The organism is Streptomyces sp. CB02980 (genome assembly GCF_014451325.2).
In the GTDB taxonomy this organism is placed as follows: Bacteria; Actinomycetota; Actinomycetes; order Streptomycetales; family Streptomycetaceae; genus Streptomyces.
On sequence record NZ_JACSCH020000012.1, the window covers coordinates 186,569 to 204,618 of the forward strand.

General features: G+C 73.5%; 19 protein-coding genes. 10 read left to right on the plus strand and 9 right to left on the minus strand.

Going from position 1 to position 18,050, the window contains the following annotated elements:
- Entirely contained in the window at positions 1 to 1,113 is a 1,113-nt protein-coding gene (locus E0F75_RS24795; protein ID WP_187624772.1) for a PP2C family protein-serine/threonine phosphatase, read from the plus strand.
- Positions 1,114 to 1,291: 178 nt separating this feature from the next.
- Positions 1,292 to 3,217 (plus strand): CocE/NonD family hydrolase, encoded by a 1,926-nt coding sequence (locus E0F75_RS24800; RefSeq protein ID WP_187624773.1) that lies wholly within the window; start codon positions 1,292 to 1,294, stop codon positions 3,215 to 3,217.
- Positions 3,218 to 3,369: 152 nt separating this feature from the next.
- Here E0F75_RS24800 and E0F75_RS24805 read toward each other — a convergent pair whose 3' ends face one another.
- The 3 genes from E0F75_RS24805 to E0F75_RS40750 all read right to left on the minus strand — a co-directional run bounded on the left by E0F75_RS24805 (position 3,370) and on the right by E0F75_RS40750 (position 6,099).
- The gene (locus E0F75_RS24805; protein ID WP_187624774.1) at positions 3,370 to 4,734 is read right to left on the minus strand and encodes an NtaA/DmoA family FMN-dependent monooxygenase; all 1,365 of its coding nucleotides are present in this window, start codon (positions 4,732 to 4,734) and stop codon (positions 3,370 to 3,372) included.
- Positions 4,731 to 5,852 carry an LLM class flavin-dependent oxidoreductase gene (locus tag E0F75_RS24810; protein ID WP_187624775.1) on the minus strand — a complete coding sequence of 374 codons (1,122 nt, stop codon included), beginning with the start codon at positions 5,850 to 5,852 and terminating at the stop codon, positions 4,731 to 4,733. The genes E0F75_RS24805 and E0F75_RS24810 overlap by 4 nt, the downstream gene beginning before the upstream one ends.
- Before the next feature lie 118 nt (positions 5,853 to 5,970).
- Positions 5,971 to 6,099: a putative leader peptide gene (locus E0F75_RS40750; protein ID WP_374115430.1), complete on the minus strand. Its 129-nt coding sequence runs from the start codon at positions 6,097 to 6,099 to the stop codon at positions 5,971 to 5,973.
- Between the two features lie 274 nt (positions 6,100 to 6,373).
- Here E0F75_RS40750 and E0F75_RS24815 point away from each other — a divergent pair, with 274 nt between their 5' ends.
- Entirely contained in the window at positions 6,374 to 7,543 is a 1,170-nt protein-coding gene (locus E0F75_RS24815) for an alpha/beta hydrolase (RefSeq protein WP_187624776.1), read from the plus strand.
- A gap of 51 nt (positions 7,544 to 7,594) precedes the next feature.
- Here E0F75_RS24815 and E0F75_RS24820 read toward each other — a convergent pair whose 3' ends face one another.
- The 4 genes from E0F75_RS24820 to E0F75_RS24835 form a co-directional block, all read right to left on the minus strand.
- Complete coding sequence (locus E0F75_RS24820) at positions 7,595 to 8,179, minus strand: nucleosidase (protein ID WP_187624777.1); 585 nt, start codon at positions 8,177 to 8,179, stop codon at positions 7,595 to 7,597.
- A 66-nt stretch (positions 8,180 to 8,245) separates the two neighbouring features.
- On the minus strand, positions 8,246 to 8,455 hold the full coding sequence (locus tag E0F75_RS24825; protein ID WP_187624778.1) for a DNA-binding protein: 210 nt from the start codon (positions 8,453 to 8,455) through the stop codon (positions 8,246 to 8,248).
- Between the two features lie 61 nt (positions 8,456 to 8,516).
- Complete coding sequence (locus E0F75_RS24830) at positions 8,517 to 9,932, minus strand: VWA domain-containing protein (RefSeq protein WP_229312825.1); 1,416 nt, start codon at positions 9,930 to 9,932, stop codon at positions 8,517 to 8,519.
- Positions 9,929 to 10,798: a MoxR family ATPase gene (locus E0F75_RS24835; RefSeq protein WP_187624779.1), complete on the minus strand. Its 870-nt coding sequence runs from the start codon at positions 10,796 to 10,798 to the stop codon at positions 9,929 to 9,931. The genes E0F75_RS24830 and E0F75_RS24835 overlap by 4 nt, the downstream gene beginning before the upstream one ends.
- A gap of 181 nt (positions 10,799 to 10,979) precedes the next feature.
- On the opposite strand from E0F75_RS24835, the gene E0F75_RS24840 reads away from it, so the two are divergent.
- The gene (locus E0F75_RS24840) at positions 10,980 to 12,518 is read left to right on the plus strand and encodes a SpoIIE family protein phosphatase (RefSeq protein ID WP_229312826.1); all 1,539 of its coding nucleotides are present in this window, start codon (positions 10,980 to 10,982) and stop codon (positions 12,516 to 12,518) included.
- A 136-nt stretch (positions 12,519 to 12,654) separates the two neighbouring features.
- Entirely contained in the window at positions 12,655 to 13,020 is a 366-nt protein-coding gene (locus tag E0F75_RS24845) for a luciferase family protein (RefSeq protein ID WP_229312827.1), read from the plus strand.
- 131 nt (positions 13,021 to 13,151) lie between these two features.
- Here the strand turns inward: E0F75_RS24845 and E0F75_RS24850 are convergent, their stop codons facing one another.
- Positions 13,152 to 13,643 carry a PaaI family thioesterase gene (locus E0F75_RS24850; RefSeq protein ID WP_187624780.1) on the minus strand — a complete coding sequence of 164 codons (492 nt, stop codon included), beginning with the start codon at positions 13,641 to 13,643 and terminating at the stop codon, positions 13,152 to 13,154.
- A gap of 112 nt (positions 13,644 to 13,755) precedes the next feature.
- On the opposite strand from E0F75_RS24850, the gene E0F75_RS24855 reads away from it, so the two are divergent.
- From E0F75_RS24855 to E0F75_RS24865, 3 genes are all read left to right on the plus strand, one after another.
- Positions 13,756 to 14,229, plus strand: a complete 474-nt coding sequence (locus tag E0F75_RS24855; protein WP_187624781.1) for a helix-turn-helix domain-containing protein — start codon at positions 13,756 to 13,758, stop codon at positions 14,227 to 14,229.
- A gap of 108 nt (positions 14,230 to 14,337) precedes the next feature.
- Complete coding sequence (locus E0F75_RS24860) at positions 14,338 to 15,255, plus strand: YhjD/YihY/BrkB family envelope integrity protein (protein WP_187624782.1); 918 nt, start codon at positions 14,338 to 14,340, stop codon at positions 15,253 to 15,255.
- Between the two features lie 476 nt (positions 15,256 to 15,731).
- Positions 15,732 to 16,241, plus strand: coding sequence for an NUDIX domain-containing protein (locus tag E0F75_RS24865; RefSeq protein ID WP_187624783.1), 510 nt, complete (start codon positions 15,732 to 15,734; stop codon positions 16,239 to 16,241).
- 65 nt (positions 16,242 to 16,306) lie between these two features.
- Here the strand turns inward: E0F75_RS24865 and E0F75_RS24870 are convergent, their stop codons facing one another.
- On the minus strand, positions 16,307 to 16,828 hold the full coding sequence (locus E0F75_RS24870; RefSeq protein ID WP_187624784.1) for a hypothetical protein: 522 nt from the start codon (positions 16,826 to 16,828) through the stop codon (positions 16,307 to 16,309).
- A 223-nt stretch (positions 16,829 to 17,051) separates the two neighbouring features.
- Here E0F75_RS24870 and E0F75_RS24875 point away from each other — a divergent pair, with 223 nt between their 5' ends.
- Positions 17,052 to 17,264, plus strand: a complete 213-nt coding sequence (locus tag E0F75_RS24875; RefSeq protein WP_229312828.1) for a hypothetical protein — start codon at positions 17,052 to 17,054, stop codon at positions 17,262 to 17,264.
- A gap of 123 nt (positions 17,265 to 17,387) precedes the next feature.
- The gene (locus tag E0F75_RS24880) at positions 17,388 to 17,885 is read left to right on the plus strand and encodes a peptidylprolyl isomerase (RefSeq protein WP_187624785.1); all 498 of its coding nucleotides are present in this window, start codon (positions 17,388 to 17,390) and stop codon (positions 17,883 to 17,885) included.
- Positions 17,886 to 18,050 lie beyond the last annotated feature (165 nt).

Consider the following 18,050-nt stretch of genomic DNA (forward strand, 5'->3'; position numbering starts at 1 on the left):
ATGCCAGCAGGTCTGCGGGCTCGTCCCGACGCCCCGACGCGCACCCAGTTCAACCTCGGTCGCGCGCTGCCCTTCCTGGTCCTGGCGCTGGCGTTCGTCGCCGATCTGCTGACCCCCGACCGGGACCGCTTCGACCGGCTCCTCGTCGCCGCACCCGCGCTCGCCGCCGTCACCTGGAGCGTGCCCTGGACGATCGTCATCGGGCTGCTCGCCGTCGTGGCCCGGCTGGTCCTCAGTCTCATCAGGGGCGAGTTCGCCGAGGCGCCCGAACTCGTCACGAACCTGATCGTGATCGCCGGAGTCACCGCCGCCGCTGCCTGGGTCAGCCGGGTCCGCACCCGCTACGAGCAGGACATGCGCGAACTCACCGCCGTCGCCGAGGTCGTCCAGCGGGTCGTGCTGCGCCCGCTCCCCACCCACCTCGGACGCTTCGACCTGCATCTGCTGTACGTGGCGGCCGCGGCCAAGGCCAGGATCGGGGGCGACTTCTACGAGGCCGTACGGGTCCCCGGCGCCGTACGGATCATGCTCGGCGACGTCCAGGGCAAGGGCCTCGGCGCCGTCGAGACGGCCTCCGTGCTCCTCGGCTCCTTCCGCGCCGCCGTCAACGACGCCGCCGACCTGGCCGCCCTCGCCGACCGGCTCGACGAGGGCCTCGCCCGCTACGGCGCCTGGGATCCGGACTCCGACGCCGCCGAACGCTTCGCCACCGTCGTGCTCGTGGAACTCCCCGACGGCGAGGACATCGCACGGCTCCTCAGCTGCGGCCACCCCGCCCCGCTGCTCCAGCGCGGCGGTGAGGTCGAGCCCGTGGGCTTCGCCGACCCCTCGCTGCCCGTGAACCTCGCGGGCCTCGCCGACTCCCACCATCGCATCGAGGAGGTGCCGTTCGGGCCGGGGGACCGGATGCTCCTCTACACCGACGGCGTCAGCGAGACCCGCGACCGGACCGGCACCTTCTATCCGCTGGAACTGCGCCTGCGCGGCTGGGTGCGGGAACCGGCCGAGGAGGTGCCGGCCCTCCTCCACAAGGACCTCACCGACTACGGAGCCGGCGGCCTCGACGACGACGTCGCCGCCCTGCTCGTGGTGGTTCCGCCCGAATACCGCTGAACCCGACCCGCCCTCGTCGTCCCCAAACATCGAGTTCGGGGCGGCTTGTGTCGTTCCCGACCGGTTGCGTGACACGTGCGCTGTTCGTGCGCTCTGGTCGCTCCGACCCGCATAGGTGAGGCTTGCGACCGTCCGCAACGCGGACAGTCACCAGTCTAGTCGAGAGGAACGGGTGCACGTGCCCAAGGAGAACCCCTTCACCACCGGCTCGTCCGAACGCTTTCCCGGCTTCCCGGACGTCACGGCGGCCCTGACCGCGGCCGAGACCTCCCGGATCACCGCACGCGGCCTCTGGGCCGCCGACGGAACGGTGGACCCCGGCGCCGTCCGGCTCGGACAGACCCTCGCCAACGCGCTCCTGAGCGACACGACCGACGGCACAGACGCGGCCACTGCACTGCTCCCCGCCGAACTCGCCGCGATCGTCGAGGAGGTGCGCGGCCTGGCGCTGCCCGCGTACCACCGCATCGAAGGGGCCGCCGAGAGCGAGGGAGCCGCGGAGAACGTCCGGCTCTCCGCGTTCAGCCTCCGCCAGCTCGGCCAGGGCCCGCACCCGCTCGTCGTCGTGCCCGCCGGCTGGACCCCGTTCGGCTGGCCGCTGTTCCTCTGGTCGTACCTCGTCCTCGCCCGCAAGGGCTACCACGTCCTCGCCTACACCCCGCGCGGCCTCGGCATCCCCGGACTGCCCTCCACCTCCAGCGGCTTCGTCGACGTCGCCGGACCCCACGACTGGGCCGACGGCTCCGCGGTCATCGACTTCGCCGTCGACCGCTTCGCCCCGAGCGTCGTCGGCTTCATGGGCGAGTCGTACGGCTCGGGCATCAGCCAGCTCGTCGCCGCCCACGACGACCGGGTCGCCGCCGTGGTCGCCCTCAGCACCTGGGGCAACCTCGCGACCAGCCTCTACGACCACAACACCCGCCACCTCGCGGCCGTGAAGGCCCTCCTCGCCCTCACCGGCGGACCGGTCGAGAGCAAGTTCGACGAGGCCAACCGGGAGATCCTCGCCGACTTCCAGGCCGACCGGAACCTGGACGCCGTCGTCGAGTGGGGCCTCAAGCGCGCCCCCGAGTCGTACCTCACCCTGACCAACGAGAAGGGCACGCCGACCTTCTTCTCCAACACCTGGCACGAGAGCCTCTTCGCGGTCAACCAGACCCTGGAGACCTTCAACGGCCTGGACGTGCCCAAGCGGCTCAACCTGTGGATCGGCGATCACGCCGCGCCCGAGGGCCCCGCCCTCATCGGCCCGCCCGCCGTCAGGGGCGAGGTCAACCTCCCCATGGCGGAGGCGTACGCCTGGCTCGACCACCACCTCACGGGTGAGCGCAACGGCGTGGAGGAGTGGCCGCAGGTCTGCAACCAGGTGATGTTCTCGTACGTGACGGAACCCGTCCTGGACCCGGAGACCGGCGAACCCACCGGCGAGAACCGGATCGTCGTCCCCGCCCGCCGCGAGACCAGTCCCGGCTGGAGCGAGGTCACCGACACCACCGAGGTGTTCGGCCTCACCGGCGACGGCGGGGGCGGCACCGACGGCCGGCTCGTCCCCGCGGGCGAGCCCGGGGCGGAGGAGACCGGCTGGCGGCGTGCGTTCCTCGCGGGCGTGGACACCGAGGCCACCGCCATGGACGCGATCATGAAGACCGGTCAGGCGGAGTGGCAGGGCAACCCCAAGATCTACGACACCCGCAAGATCGACCGCCGTCACGCGGTCGTGTGGACGACCGAACCGCTCGTCTCGCCCGACGGGGAGCAGGGCGTCGGCCGACGCGTCCGGGGCATCCCGCGGCTGCGCCTCACGGTCCGTTCCACGGCCACCTCCGCGAGCCTCTACGCCCACCTCCTGGACGTCGCCGAGGACGGCACGGCCCGGATCGTCACCCATGAGCCGCTCAACGTGTACGGCCTGACACCCGAACAGGACACCACCGTCACCTGGAGGCTCCAGGCGGCCGCGTACGACATCCCCTCGGGGAACCGGCTCATGCTGGTCGTCGACAGCAAGGACCCGCTGTACGGCGATGCCTCCGTCACCTGGACGCAGACCGGCATCGGCTCCCCGGAGGACGAACCGTCCCGGCTGGAACTGCCGCTCGGCTGACCCGGTCGGCTCCTGCCCGAGTCGTACGACGGACGGGCACGCGGCTCCACGCGCGCGTGCCCGTCCGTCACGGGTGTCGCACCGCAGGGCCGGCCCGCGTGTCGCACCGCAGGGCCGGCCCGCGTGTCACACCACCAGGGCCGGCCCGGGTGTCACACCACCGGGGCAAGCCCCAGATGCTCCCGGAGCGTCGTCCCCGTGTACGCGGACCGGTACACGCCCCGCTCCTGGAGCTCGGGTACGAGCAGCTCCACGATGTCGTCGAGACCGTCCGGCACCAGATACGGCGAGATGTTGAAGCCGTCGACGGCCCCGTGCCGGACGAACCGGGCGAACTTCTCGGCGAGCCCGGCCGGGGTTCCCACATGGCCGCGCTGCGGACCGAGCTCGATGACCGTCTCGCGCAGCGACCAGCCGTTGGCCTCGGCCTTCGCACGCCACTCGGCCACCGTATCCAGGGTCTCGCCCAGCTGACGGGTGCCGAACTTCCCGTCGTACGCGGCGACCACCGGGTCCTCGGCGGGCAGCGGCCCGTCGGCGTCCCGCCCCGACAGGTCGAAGCCCCACAGCCGGCTCGCGATGCCGAGGGCCACCGCGGGGGTGACCTGTTCGAGGCGGACCCAGCGCGCCTTCTCCTCGGCCTCCTTCTCGGTGGCCCCGATGACGATCTCCGTACCCGGCAGGATCCTCAGCGCATCCTCGGCCCGGCCCGCCGCCCGCAGCCGGCGCCGGATGTCCTCGGCGAAGGCGAGCGCGTCGTCGAAGTCCGTACCGTGCGCCGAGAACACCACATCCGCCTGACGGGCGGCGAAGTCGCGTCCCTCGCCGGAGTCGCCCGCCTGGAAGACCACCGGATGGCCCTGCGCACTGCGCGGCAGCGTCGGAACCAGGTCGACGTCGAAGTGCGCGCCCTTCGACCGTACGCGTCCCACCGCGTCCGGCACCGACCAGGAACGGGCGTCGACGGACCCGGCCACCGCACCCTCCGTCCAGCCGTCCCACACGGCCCGCGCCACCGACAGGAACTCCTCGGCGCGCCGGTAGCGGTCGGCGTGGTCGAGGAAACCGCCGCGCCGGAAGTTCTCCCCGGTCCAGGCGTTGTGCGTGGTCACCACGTTCCAGCCGGCCCGGCCGCCCGACAGCAGGTCGAGACCGGCGAGGCGCCGGGCGAGATCGCCCGGCTCGTTGAACGTGGTGTTGGACGTGGAGACGAGCCCGATCCGCTCGGTCGCGGCGGCGAGCGCCGACAACTGGGTGATCGAGTCCGGGCGGCCGGCGACGTCCAGCTCGTGGATACCGCCCTCCGACTCGCGCAGCCGCAGCCCGTCCCCGAGGAAGAAGGCGTCGAAGAGCCCGCGTTCGGCGGTCCGCGCGACCCGGAGGAAGGAGCCCGGATCGATCTGGGAGCCGCTCGAAGGGTCCGACCAGATCGTCCAGTGGTTGACCCCCTGGAAGAACACCCCGAAGTGCAGCAGCGCGTCCGGACGGGGGATGTCGGCGGGATCGGTGCGGGTCATCGGATCTCCTCCCGTACGGGCGCGGCGGCGGCGCTGTCGGTCGTCGTGAAGCGGCTGAGGGGCCGGGGGAGGCCCAGGGAGGCACGCAGGGTGGTGCCGGGCAGCGGCCGGGCCGCGATCCGCCGGACGAACAGCTCGGGCAGCACGAGCCGGGAGAGCACGGCGAGGTCCTCGTCGAGCACGAGCGGATGCAGCCGTACCCCGTCGACGCGCCCGTTCAACTCGGTGAGCAGGGAGACCAGACCGGCGGCGGGGCCGGTGTACCGCAGCCGGTCCGGCCGGCCGGTCCACGGGGCGTACCGCTCCAGGTCGGTGATCCGTTCCTCCGCCGTCTCGTGCGGGGTGTCCAGGGCCACCTCGATCTCGGCGAAGGCGCGCGGAGACGCGCTGTCGTCCGCGGCCGTCACCACGTCGGCGACACCGCCACCGCCGACCAGGGTCACATCGGTCAGCTCGGCCGGAACGATCCCCGGGCGGGCGAGGACCACGGGCCGCCCCTGCGGCGGGCGCGGCACGATCGACGGCCCCTTCACGGAGTACGTCTCACCGGTGAAGTCGATGGAATGGAGCCGCGACCGGTCGAGATAGCGGCTGGTGGCCACCGACCGGATCACCGCGTCGTCCTCCCACGAGTCCCACAGATCCCGTACGACCCGGAGTCCGTCGCGGGCCTCGCGCGCTGTCGCGTCGGGCCCCTCGACCGGCGGCCGCCCCCAGGCACGGGCGGCGGCGGGGGCCGACTCGACCCCCACCACCCAGCCGGCCCGACCGGCCGAGACATGGTCGAGCGAGGCGAGCTGCGAGGACACGTGGAACGGCTCGGCGTAGGTGGTCGCGAGGACCGGAGCCACCCCGAGGACACTCGTCGACGCGGCCACGAACGCGGCCCGCTCGACCGCCCCGATCCGTCCCACGGGACCGGCGCCGGAACCCGGCGGCAGAATCGAGTCGTCCAGGGTGACCAGGGTGAACCCGGCGTTCTCGGCGACGGCCGCCACCCGGGCGAGCCGACGCGGGGTCAGCAGCTCGCCGGGGGAGTGCGCGGCACGGCGCCACGCGGCCGGATGGGCACCGTCACCGTCGATCTCGACGGCCAGGCGCAGGGCGGGGCGGGGCATGGGAAGTCCTTCCGGAAGACAGGGGCACGCGGCAGGACCCACGGGCGCGCGGAGGCGCGACGGCGCGGGGCAGGGGCGGGCGGGACGTCAGCGGATGCGCGGACCCACGGGGGTGGGGTCAGACGCGGGGGGAAGGACAGATGGCCGAGGAGGTACGGCAGAGGTCGACGTGCCGTCGGCAGACGAGCCGCGCACTCGGCCGGAGGCCGGGACGGAGGCCGTGCGGCTCCGCGCTCGCTCCGCGCACATCCGCCTCCCCGCAGGTCCGGGCCGAGATCCCGTCCGGGTTCAGGAAGGGAGCGCTTCAGCTTAGGCAGGCCGCCTTCCGCACTGTCAAGGCCGTTCCGGGAGACGGGCGGGCGGACGGACGTGGACGGTAAGGGAGTTCGCCCGTGGTGCCGGCAAGTGGCCCCGAGTTCGGGGCCACTTCACCCGGACCGCGGCGCATACATCTCCGGGCTGACGGCACATGGGCCCGCAGCAGGACGCGACCCGGCGGTGGGTGCTTCTAGCGTGTCCTCATGATCCGATTCACCAGGGCGGCCGTCGCCGCCCTCCTCGTCTGCTCCGTCGCCTTACCCGCCGGTGTGGCCACCGCGGCCACTCCCGATGCCCCGCCGCCGTCGGCCGCACAGCCGGCGAGAGCCGCCACGCTGCCCGCACCCACCGGGCCGTACTCCGTCGGAAGCACCGTCCTCCCGCTCGTCGACCGGTCCCGCACCGACCCGTGGGTTCCCACCGCCGACGGACGCGCGCTCATGGTCACCCTCCACTACCCGGCCGCGGGCGCCGGTGGCGGCCGCCCCGCCCCGTACGCCACCCGGGAGGAGGCGCGGCTGCTCGCCGAGCAGCTCGGGCCCGGAGTCTCCGGCGACGTCCTCGCCCGTACGCGCACCCACAGCAGGACCGACGCGCGGCCCGCCCCGGGCCGTCGCCCCCTGGTACTGCTCTCACCGGGCTTCAGCGTCTCCCGCTGGACCCTCACCCATCTCGCCGAGGACCTCGCCTCCCGCGGCTACGTGGTCGCCTCCGTCGACCACGCCTACGAGTCCTACGGGATCAGCCTCCCCGGCGGCCGCACCCTCACCTGCGTCGCCTGCACGGCCCTCGACGAGGGAGGCGTGCACGGCAGCGTGGTCACCTCGACCCGCGCCGCCGACATGCGCTACGTCCTGGACCGGCTCACCGGGCCGCGGCCCGTCTGGAAGCACGCCGACGTGATCGACGCCCGTCGGATCGGCATGGCGGGCCACTCCATCGGCGGGGCGAGCGCGGCCTCCGCGATGGTGGCCGATCCGCGCATCGACGCCGGGATCAACATGGACGGGTCGTTCTGGGAGGAGCTGCCGGCGGAGGGCCTGCGGGGCCGCCCGTTCATGATGCTCGGGACCCACGACGCCATGCATCTGCCCGGGGGGACGGACACCACCTGGGACCGGACGTGGAACGGCCTCGACGGGTGGAAGCGCTGGGTCACCGTGGCCGGCTCCGAGCACTTCACCTTCTCCGACGGTCCCGTGATCTCGCGCCACTTCGGCCTGCCGCAGCCCGAGCTGCCCACCGACCGTGCCGTCGCCGTCACCCGGACGTACGCCGCCGCCTTCTTCGACCAGCACCTGCGCGGACTCCCGCGCCCGCTGCTCGACGGCCCCTCGCCGGCGAACCCGGAGGTCCACTTCCAGCACCGCTGACCGGCCCGGAGCCCGGCGGCCGTCACACGGCGGCCGCCGGGGTCGCCACCCTCAGGCGCGGTACGGAGTGTTCGCCGCCGCCCAGTCGGCGAGAACCCGCGCGCACTCGGCGACCGACTCACGCCAGGTGCGCGCGGCGCCCTCCCCGGCCTCGTCGCTGACGTGCTTCACGATCCGCAGCGGCACCCCGGCGATCCCGGCGGCGTGTGCGAGGGCGTACCCCTCCATGTCGACGAGAGCGGCCTGCTCCGCGAGCCGGGCGCGGGCGGTCTCGTCCGAGATGAACGTGTCCCCGGTCGCCAGGACCGTGTCACCGCCGTCCGGGAGCGTCAGCGGCGCGCCGTACGACTCGCCCGTCAGCGTGGCGAGAAGCCGGCCGTCGAAGTCGTGCTGCACCACGGTGCCGATCACATGCGTCCCGGTCATGCCGGGACGCAGTGCCCCCGCCGTACCCAGGTTCACGATCCCGGACGGCCGCGGGCCGCGGCCGAGGGTGAGCGCGAGCGCGGTCGCCGCGTTCACCTTGCCCATGCCGGTCAGCAGCACCGGCAGGTCCGTGTCCAGGAACTGCGCCTCCTCCTTGACGGCGAGGACGAGCAGCGGACGGTCGGCGGTGATCTCTCCCAAGAGTTCCATGGGGGTCACGCTAGTTCGCGGCCCCTTCCGCCGTACAGCCGAGGTCCCGGTGGGCGCGACGGGCGCTCACCGCAGCGACAGGCCGCGCTCCGCGAGCTCCTCGGCGAGCACGCGCAGCGCCTTCGGTCCCACACCGTGCAGGGCGGCGAGTTCGGTGGCGGGAACCCCGTCGAGCTGATCGAACCGGGTGTACCCGGCCGCGGCGAGCGCACGGGTGGCGGGCGCGCCGATGGTGCGGGGGAATTCCGTCTCGGGACGGTCGGATCCGGTGGACATGGGCCGATGGTGCCACGTGGGGAGAGTTCCGGCCCGCTCTCCGCCGCCGTGCCACGCGCGGTCACACGGGCAGCAGGCGACCGATCAGAGCCCCCAGCTGGCGGGCGTTCCGGCACGGGCGCATCTCGACGAGGCCGGCGTAGGCCGGCGCCACCGAATCGCCCGTTCCCCACAGCGAGGGCTGCTCGGGGTTGAGCCAGTGGACCCGGCGGGCCCGGTCCCCGATCCGCTTCAGGGCCGCGAGGTTCGGGTCGGAGCCGTTGGTGCGGGCGTCCCCGAGGACGAAGACGACGGTGCGCGGGCCGAGGACCTCGGCGTACCGGTCGGCGAACTCGCCCAGGGCCGTCCCGTAGTCGCTCTGCCCGTGCCACCCGGTCAGCTCCGCCTCCGCGAGGATGCGGTCGCCGAGACCGGCCGGATCGGCGGAACCCCGGGCGATCAGCCCCGTCACCTCGTCCACCCGGTTGACGAAGGCGAAGACGCGTACCCGGCTGAACTGGTCGTGCAGGGCCTGCACCAGCAGCATCGTGAACTGCGCGAAACCGGCCACCGACCCGGACACGTCGCACAGCAGGACCAGCTCCGGCCGCCGGGGAGGGCGGCGGCGCAGCACCGGCCGCACGGGTACGCCGCCGGTCGACAGCGAGCGGCGCAGCGTCCGCCGCAGATCGATCTCCCCGCGCGACGCCCGGCGCCGACGGGCCGCGAGCCGGGTGGCCAGCTTCCGCGCCAGCGGCCGTACCGTACGTCGCAGCTCGTCCAGCTGTGACCGCCCGGCGAGCAGGAAGTCGACGGTGTCCGCGGTGCCCGCCACCGCGCGGCGCGCGACCCGGTCGCGGCCCTGGCGCTCGGCCACGCGCCGCCGGGCCTCGGTCCGCACCCGCTCGCGGAAGGCCTCGATGCGGCGCCGGATCTCGTCGTCGAGCAGCCGCTCGGTGAACTCGGGCTCCTCCGTCCCGGGCGCGGCCCGGAGCCGCTCCCGCACGCGGGCGAGCAGTGTCTCGGGGCGCAGCCGGGCCAGGGTCTGGTACGAGGACCAGCCGTCCGACTCGGGGCCGGAGCCGTAGCCGCCGAAACCGCCCACCGCCTCGGCGGCGAGCCGGTCGAGGGCGGCGCCGTCAGCGCTGGTGAGGGCCTCGGCGAGCCGGTCGCGCAGGGTCGCGAGATCGGCCGGACCGGCCGGGGTGTTCTCGTCCGTCTCCGCGGCCCCGGTGTGGCCGAGGGGAAAGTACAGGTCGAAGACGCGGTCGAACACCGGACGCTGCGCCTCGCCGTGGAGCAAGGTCGTCGCCAGGGCCTCGCGTACCCGCTCCCGGTCGGTGAAGCCGACGGCCTCGAGGGCGTGCCCGGCGTCCACCGTCTCGCCGGTCCCGATCCCGAATCCGTGGGCACGCAGCGCCCCGACGAGACCGGTGAGACGGGCGGCGGCCGCCGTCGGTGCGGAGGCGGCGACCACGCCGTCGACCGGCCCGGTCACACCGCGTCCAGGTCGAGCTTGGCGGCGGCCCTCACGATGTCGTCCTGGTGCTTGAGCAGGACGCCCAGGGTCTCGCGTACGACGTGCTCGTCCAGCCGGTCGGCGCCGAGCGCGAGCAGCGTACGGGCCCAGTCGATCGTCTCCGAGACGGACGGCGCCTTGCGCAGGTCCATCGCCCGCAGCGCCCCCACGACCCGCACCACGGACGCGGCGAGGGCGTCGTCGAGGCCGGGGACCTTGAGGGTGACGATCCTGCGCTCCAGCTCCTCCTCGGGGAAACCGATGTGCAGGAAGAGGCAGCGGCGGCGCAGGGCCTCGGAGAGCTCGCGGCTCGCGTTGGAGGTGAGCACGGTGAAGGGGCGCCGGGTCGCCTTGATCGTCCCGAGTTCGGGAACGGTGATCTGGAAGTCGCTGAGGACTTCGAGGAGCAGGCCCTCCACCTCGACGTCGGCCTTGTCCGTCTCGTCGATGAGGAGCACGGTCGGCTGCTCGGAGCGGATCGCGGTGAGCAGCGGGCGGGGGAGCAGGAACTCCTCGCCGAAGATGTCCGTCCGCGTCTCGTCCCAGGACTCGCCCCGCCCGGCGGTGATCCGCAGGAGCTGCTTGGCGTGGTTCCACTCGTACAGCGCGCGGGACTCGTCGACGCCCTCGTAGCACTGGAGCCGGACCAGACGCGCGCCGGTGACCTCGGTGACCGCCTTGGCGAGCTCCGTCTTGCCGACGCCGGCCGGGCCCTCGACGAGGAGCGGCTTGCCGAGGCGGTCGGCGAGGAAGACGGTCGTGGCGACGGCGGGTGAGGCGAGATAGCCGGTCGCGGCGAGCCGATCGGCGACGTCGTCGACGGAGTTGAAGAAACCGGTCGTCATTGGCTGTCCCCCCGGGGAGCGGAATCTCGTACTGGCCAGTAGCCTCTGCTGTACTTGATCAGATCAGGCACCGCCGCACAACCGCCCCGCGCAAGGTCCGTGCCGCGCGCGGGGCGCCACCCGCTGGTGCAATGGGGGGACCGGGTACGCCACCCGGGGACCGCGCGGCGGTGGAGGTGTCGTGGCGGAACGGGAAGCGGAGCGGGAAGAGGCCCTCCTGACCAGGGTGCGGGCCATGGAGCAGGCGGTCGGCGAGATAGGCACGACGCTCGACGAGACGAGCACCTGCCGCGAACTCGCCGCCTTCGCCGCCCGACACCTGAACGCCACCACCACGGTCGACCTCCTGACGGAACCGGGTGCCCCACCGCGGCGCGCGGCCCACGCGGGACCGCCGGAGCCGTCGGGGCACACGGGCCGGACCGTGGCGGAGGCGACGGCACCCGCCACGGCTGCCGAACCTGGCGGAGGCCGTCCGATTGTCGGATCCGGGGCGGAGGCGGTCGGTGACCGTCCGGAGGCGGGATCCGGGGCGGAGGTGGCCGGTGACCGCCTGGCCGCGGGATCCGGGGCGGAGCCGGACGGCGGGACCGAGGCCGAGCCGGACGGCGGGGCCGAGGCGGCTCCCCGGGCCACCGCCCCGGGCGGCCCGACGGGCCGTGGGGCGTCCGCCGCCCCGGCCGGTCCCACGGCACCCGGGAACGCCGCAGAGGGCGCCACGACCCCCGCCGGCGGACCACGTCACCCCGCGGACCCCTTCGCCCCCGGGCCGGGCGGGCCGACCGGCCGCGTTCCCGTCCTGGCGGGCGACCTCGCCGCGCCCGGCGACCCCACCGCCCGCCGGCTCTCCCTCCCCCTCTCCGTCCACGACGAGGAGCCGCTCGGGACGGTCACCCTGACCCGTACCGGCGGCACGCCCTTCTCCGGTGACGAGGTGGCGCTGGCCCGGCACGCCGCCCGTCTCGCGGCCCGGCATCTCGGGCATGCCCGTCGTCTCGCGGCCGCCGAGGACGCCGCGCTCCACCTCCAGCGCGCCCTCGTCGCCGAGCCCGGACGGCCGCACCCCAATCTGGAGATCGCCGGCGGCTACCTGCCCGCGGGGCCCCGCGCCCTCGTCGGCGGGGACTGGTTCGAGACCGTACGGCTCCACTTCGGCCGCAGCCTGCTCGTCGTCGGCGACGTCATGGGGCACGGCCTCGACGCGGCCGTCGACATGAACGCCTACCGCACGGCGCTCCGCGAGGTCGCCGCGACCGACCTGCCCCCGCACCGGGTGCTGCGCCACCTCGACTCCGTGGTGGCGGAGGACGGCGCCCGGCGCCCCGCCACCGTCCTGCTCGTCCGGGTCGACCCGGCCCGCGGCACCGCGACGTTCGCGAGCGCCGGGCACCTCCCGCCCGTGGTGTTCGGCGCCGACGGCTCGGCCGAAGTCGTCGACCTCCCCGTCGGCCCACCCCTCGGCACCGGCGTCGGAGGCTACGAACCGACCACGCGTCCGCTCCGCCCCGGAGACACCCTGCTGCTCTTCACCGACGGACTCGTCGAACGCCGGGGCGAGGACATCGACGACTCCCTCGCCCGCCTCGCCGCCCTCCGGCTTCCCCGGGACTCCGGCCCCGACCGGGTCGTCGACGAGGTGCTCCGCCGCCTCGGCGCGCACGGAGCGGAGGACGACGTCGCCGTCCTCGCCGCCCGCATCCGCGCGCGTGCACCCCAGTGACGCAGGGTCACACCAGCCCCGCGGAACGTCGTGACGCACGGTCACACCACCCCTGTCTCCGGCATGTTTCAGCCCTGAGCGGGATTCTTCCGGCCGGACGCTTGTGCCGGGCCCCGGGGCCCGGCACGCTCCTCGTATGAACACGGCCAGGCATGCCAGTGAACGTCTGATGAGCTGGCCCTCGCTGACCCCCGGCCGCGCCCATTGCGGCGCCGCGCTCGGACTGGGCACGGCGACGCAGGAGATCGTGCATTTCCACGGCGAACACGAGGCCGACGTCCACCTCACCCGCGCCATGGTCGCGAAGCTGCGCCCGGCCCTCCTGGGGTCGAGCGCGGTCCGTCTGCGCGCCGGATCGGGGTGGGTGACGGTCCGTCTCGACATGGGGTCGGACATCGACCTGCTCGCCACCCTGGTGAGCGCCGCCCTCCAGGCCAACGGCGTCCCGGACGTCGCCCCGGACGGCTGCACGCGCACCCGCCCGGTCTCCGGACTCCGCTGACCGAACCGGGTCCGGGGCCCGGACGCAACCGAGACCGGACGTAACCGAGATCGGTCGGATCCGAGACCGGTCGGATCCGAGACCGGTCCTTTCCGAGCCCCGCCCGGACGGCTCTACGCGCGCGTGCTCCCCTAGGTCGGGACCGGGAACAGCATGCACGTGCTGGTCGCGTGGGCGAGCAGCCGGTCCTCCGCGTCGTACAGGCCCGCCTCCGCGAGCGCGGTCCGGCGCCCGCGCGAGATCACCGTGCCGATCGCCCGCACCTTGCCCGTGTCGACCGTGATCGGCCGGAGGAAGCGGGTCGACAGGTCGAGCGAGGTGTACGCCGTGCCCAGCGGGAGCGTCGAGTGGACCGCGCAGCCGGCCGCCGAGTCGAGCAGGGTCGCGTAGACCCCGCCGTGCACACTGCCGATCGGGTTGTAGTGCTCCTCGCCCGGCTCGAAGGTGAACACCGCGCGTCCGTCCTCGACCTCCTCGAGGCCGAAGCCGAGGAGCGCCGCGATCGGGGGCCCCGGCAGGCGTCCCGCCACCATCTCCCGCAGGAAGTCGAGGCCAGCCATCGTCCCGGCGGCCCGTGCGGTGGCTCCGGCGTCCTCCCACTCGACCGTGCGCGACCGCCCCATGACCACTCTCCGCCCGACGTGGCCGGCTGATTCCCAGCTGGCTCTGTACTGCGAAGCTAGCTGTCCTGAAAGCTGACTGTCAACGAAACAGTCAGGTGGCTACAGTGTGACGATGAAGTGGCTGGAGACGGACACGGAGAACTGCCCGGTCCGCCGCGCCCTGGACCTCGTGGGCGAGAAGTGGACCCTGCTGATCCTGCGCGACGCCTTCAACGGCGTCCGCCGCTACGACGAGTTCCGTCGGCATCTCGGGCTCTCCGAGGCCGTCCTCGCCGACCGGCTCCGCAAGCTGGTCACGGCCGGCCTGCTGCGGGCGGAGCCGTACCGAGAACCCGGTGCCCGGACCCGGTACGAGTACCGGCTCACCCGCAAGGGCGTCGACCTCTGGCCCGTACTCCTGGCCCTGAAGCAGTGGGGCGACACCCACGCGGGCGAAGCGGAAGGTCCGGTCCTCGACATCCGGCACGCCGAGTGCGGAGCCCCCGTCCGCGTCGTCGTCCAGTGCGAGGGCGAGGAACGGGCCACCCTGGCCGCCCGCGACGTCACCGTCCGCCCCGGCCCCGGCGCCCGCCCGCTCACCCCCTGACACCCGGCCGGGCGGCTTCCCGGGCGAACCCCCTGGATCCGCCGCCCCGGCACCCGTTCGGCCGCACCCCTGCGATGTCCCACCGCCCAGCCGGGTACCTCACGAGGCATGCCCTCCACACCCGGTCCGCCGCACGACGGTGCCCCCGCCGAGCACGGCCCCGAGCACGGCCGAGAACACGACCGCGAACACGGTCATGAACACGGCCACTGGTTCCAGCGGCTCCACACCCGCGTTCTCGTCTCACCCGTCGGGCTCGCCTGGAACCGCGGCCGTGCCATGGAACTCATGCACCGCGCCATGGGGTTCGCGGCGCTCAGCCTGCTCACCCTCGTGCCGCTCCTCATCGTCGTCGCGGCGGCCGACCTCGCCAGCGGTCAGGGCTTCGCCCGCTGGCTCGTCCAGGGCCTCGGCGTCTCCGAGGTCTCCGAGGAGGAGGTCGAGCGGCTCTTCGGGCAGCCGGGGCAGGCCCTGCAACGCACCACCGCCTTCGGCCTCGCCGCCCTCGCGGCCTTCGGCGTCACCTTCGGATCCGCCGTACAGACCGGGTACGAGCGGGCCTGGGACCTCCCCACGGCCCGCTGGCACACCATGTGGCGGCACGTCGTCTGGCTGGCCGTCCTCGTCGCCTGTCTGCTCCTGTTCGTCGCCACCCCCGCACCGGCCGAGTCCCCGGCGACGGTCACCGTTCTCGTCGCCCTGGGCGACCTGGTCGGCACCTTCCTCTTCTTCTGGTGGTCGCAGCGGTTTCTGCTCTGCGGGCGCATCCGCTGGCGCGCCCTCGCCCCGGGAGCCGTCCTGACCGCGCTCGGCCTGCTCGGGCTGCGCATCTTCTCCCAGCTCGTCTTCTCCCCGCTCATCGCCTCGAACGCGGTGACGTACGGTCAGTTCGGCACCGTCCTCGTCCTCCAGTCGTGGCTCGTCGGCGTCGGGTTCGTCGTGTACGGAAGCGCCCTCGTCGGCCGCCTGGTCCACGAGCGCCTGCTCGACCGACGCCTGCGCCGCGACACCCCGCCCGGCGCCTGACCCCGCCCGACCGAGCGGCCCGACCACCCCGACCATCCCGACCCGCCCAAGCGTCCGCCCTGTCTCCCCTGGTCGTTCACCCCGGGTCCGATGACCGCCCACCTGGCCGCCCTTTGTGATCACCGCCTGTCCGCCACTCCGTCAGCGCCGTTCCTCAGGAGGATCACCCCCGGCCGATGGGCGGCGATCGCCCGGCTCGCGGGCCTGATCGAGGCGACCCGCCTCATCAAGGAGTTCACCGACCGCCCGCGGACCGCCCCCGCCGCGGACCGCCCCCGCCGCGGACCGCCCCCGCCGCGCACCGCCCCCGCCGCGCCCCGGCGCCGGGGCGACGGGTGGCGACCTGACAAAGCACGGCCCGGACCGGCGGGAAATCGATCACACGATCCGGTGATCCACCCCGGAGCGGCCTGGTGCCGTCCCCCGGACCGCTTGGATGAAGGTGATCCCACCGGCCCGTCGAAAGAGAGCCGCCCATGGCGAACATCTGGCTGCCGCCCGTCGAGTACGTCGCGACCCTGCCGAGAGCGACGGCATACGCCTGCCTCTACTTCACCGACACCCGAGGCCGCCCCTTCCAGCTGCGCGCCAGCTACGACACCGAGCTGTGGCAGTGGCCCGGCGGGAACATGGACCCGGGGGAGACCCCCTGGGAGACGGCGGTACGCGAGTGCCACGAGGAGACCGGGATCACCTTCACCGGCGAACCGCGGCTGCTCGGCACCCACTTCGTCACCGACCGGGGCGAGGACTGGCCCGCCAACCACATCGGCTTCGTCTTCGACGGCGGTGAGCTGACGGACGAGCAGATCGCCGGCGTCGTCCTCGACCCCGCGGAGCACAGCGAGTACCGCCTGCGCACGCTCGACGAGTGGGAGCGGGAGATGGAGCCGCACGAGTTCGCCCGCCTCGCGGGCACCGACCGGGCCCGCAGGGCGGGCATCCCGTTCTACCTGGAGACCGGCCACGAAGGGGACCGGCCGTAGGCGTACGCGGGAGGAGTACGGAGGTGGAGCCGGCCCTCAGGACGGCCCCGCCTCCGGCCGGTCCCTCAGGCCCGGCAGCCCACCGGGTGGGCGATGTCGACCACGAAGCGCTCCGGCGAGTGCAGCCGGAAGGTCTTGTAGACGGGTTTGGTGTCGAAGGCGGCTCCGATGGTGACCACACCCTCGAAGTCGCCGGTCAGGGCGACCCCCTTGAGCGCGGGCAGATGGATCTTCAGCAGCCGGGGTCCTTTGTAGACGGACTTCCCGGCGTCGTCGTGGGCGGCCGCGGGGGACAGGCGGATCTCCAGGAACTGCTTGCCCGCCAGCGGGACCCTCTGGCCCGAGCCGTCGTAGTGCAGCGCGCCGACCTGGTGCACGGTGACCGGGGGCATGGCACCCCGTACGTCGATCACGAGCCGGTCGAAGGCCGCGTGGCCGCCCCAGCGGGCGTTGACGACCAGGGCCGTGGCCTGCGTCGACGAGCTCGGGGACGGGGTGTTCGTGGCGCCGGCCGGGATCGTGGCGCCGATCCCGGCGGTCAACAGGATTCCCGCGGCGACGGCCGCGAGGGTGTGACGGTGATGCATGACGTCCCCCAATTCTCCTGCTCCGGGGACAGTGGTGTCACTGACAGAGACATCCACCCACACCATATGGTTCCACCCGATATGGGGTAAATATTCCTCTTTCTGGGTGCGCGCGCGTGCGCATGCGCGTGCGGGTGTGCGAGCGCGATGGCCGGCGGGCGCGTCGTTCGTCCGGATCCGGCGAAGCCCGTAACCCCTCGGCCGCTCAGCAGTTGACCAGGGCATGAAGAAGCGCAGCATGCTCGCCATCGCCTCCCTCGCCGCAGGCGTCGTCACCGCCCTCGTCACGCCTCCGCCGCAGGCCAACGCCGCCGAGAGCCCCCTGGGCGGTGCGACCGGCCTCCTCCAGGAGGACCAGGGCGTCGACACCGTCCTCGACACCGTCCAGGGCGCCCAGAGCACCCTTCCCGCCCCCGGCGCGGGCGGGCTGCTCTGACCCGTGCCACCCGCGACGACCGGTGCCCCGCGCCCCCGACGGGCCGCGGGGCACCGGCACGCCGTGACCCGCGAGGAGGCGGCCCGTGCGCGCGCCGTGCGTGACTAATGACAGGATGTCCCCATGAGCGACAACGTTTACTTCGACATCACCATCAACGACGAGCCCGCGGGCCGGATCGTGTTCCAGCTGTTCGACCAGGACGTCCCGAAGACCGCGCAGAACTTCCGCGAGCTCGCCACCGGCGAGCACGGCTTCGGTTACGCCGGCTCCCCGTTCCACCGCGTCATCCCGCAGTTCATGCTGCAGGGCGGCGACTTCACCCGTGGCAACGGCACCGGCGGCAAGAGCATCTACGGCGAGAAGTTCGCCGACGAGAACTTCAAGCTGAAGCACGACCGCCCGTTCCTGCTCTCGATGGCCAACGCCGGCCCGAACAGCAACGGCTCGCAGTTCTTCGTCACCACGGTCGTCACCGACTGGCTCGACGGCAAGCACGTCGTCTTCGGCGAGGTCGTCGAGGGCCAGGACCTGGTCAAGAAGATCGAGGGCCTCGGCTCCCGTTCCGGCGCCACCTCCGCGGTCATCAAGGTCGCCGAGTCCGGCATCGTGAAGGCCTGATCGCCTTCCCGAGCTGAGCCGAGGGCGCCCCGCGCGCCCTCGCTCGACCCACCCGGCCGGGGCGGGGGACGCCGTCCGAGCGACGCGCGTCCCCGCCCTCGCCGAGGTATCCGACGGCTGCCCGCGCAGCCGTCCGTGAGCCGGCCCCCGCCGAACGCGAGCCCC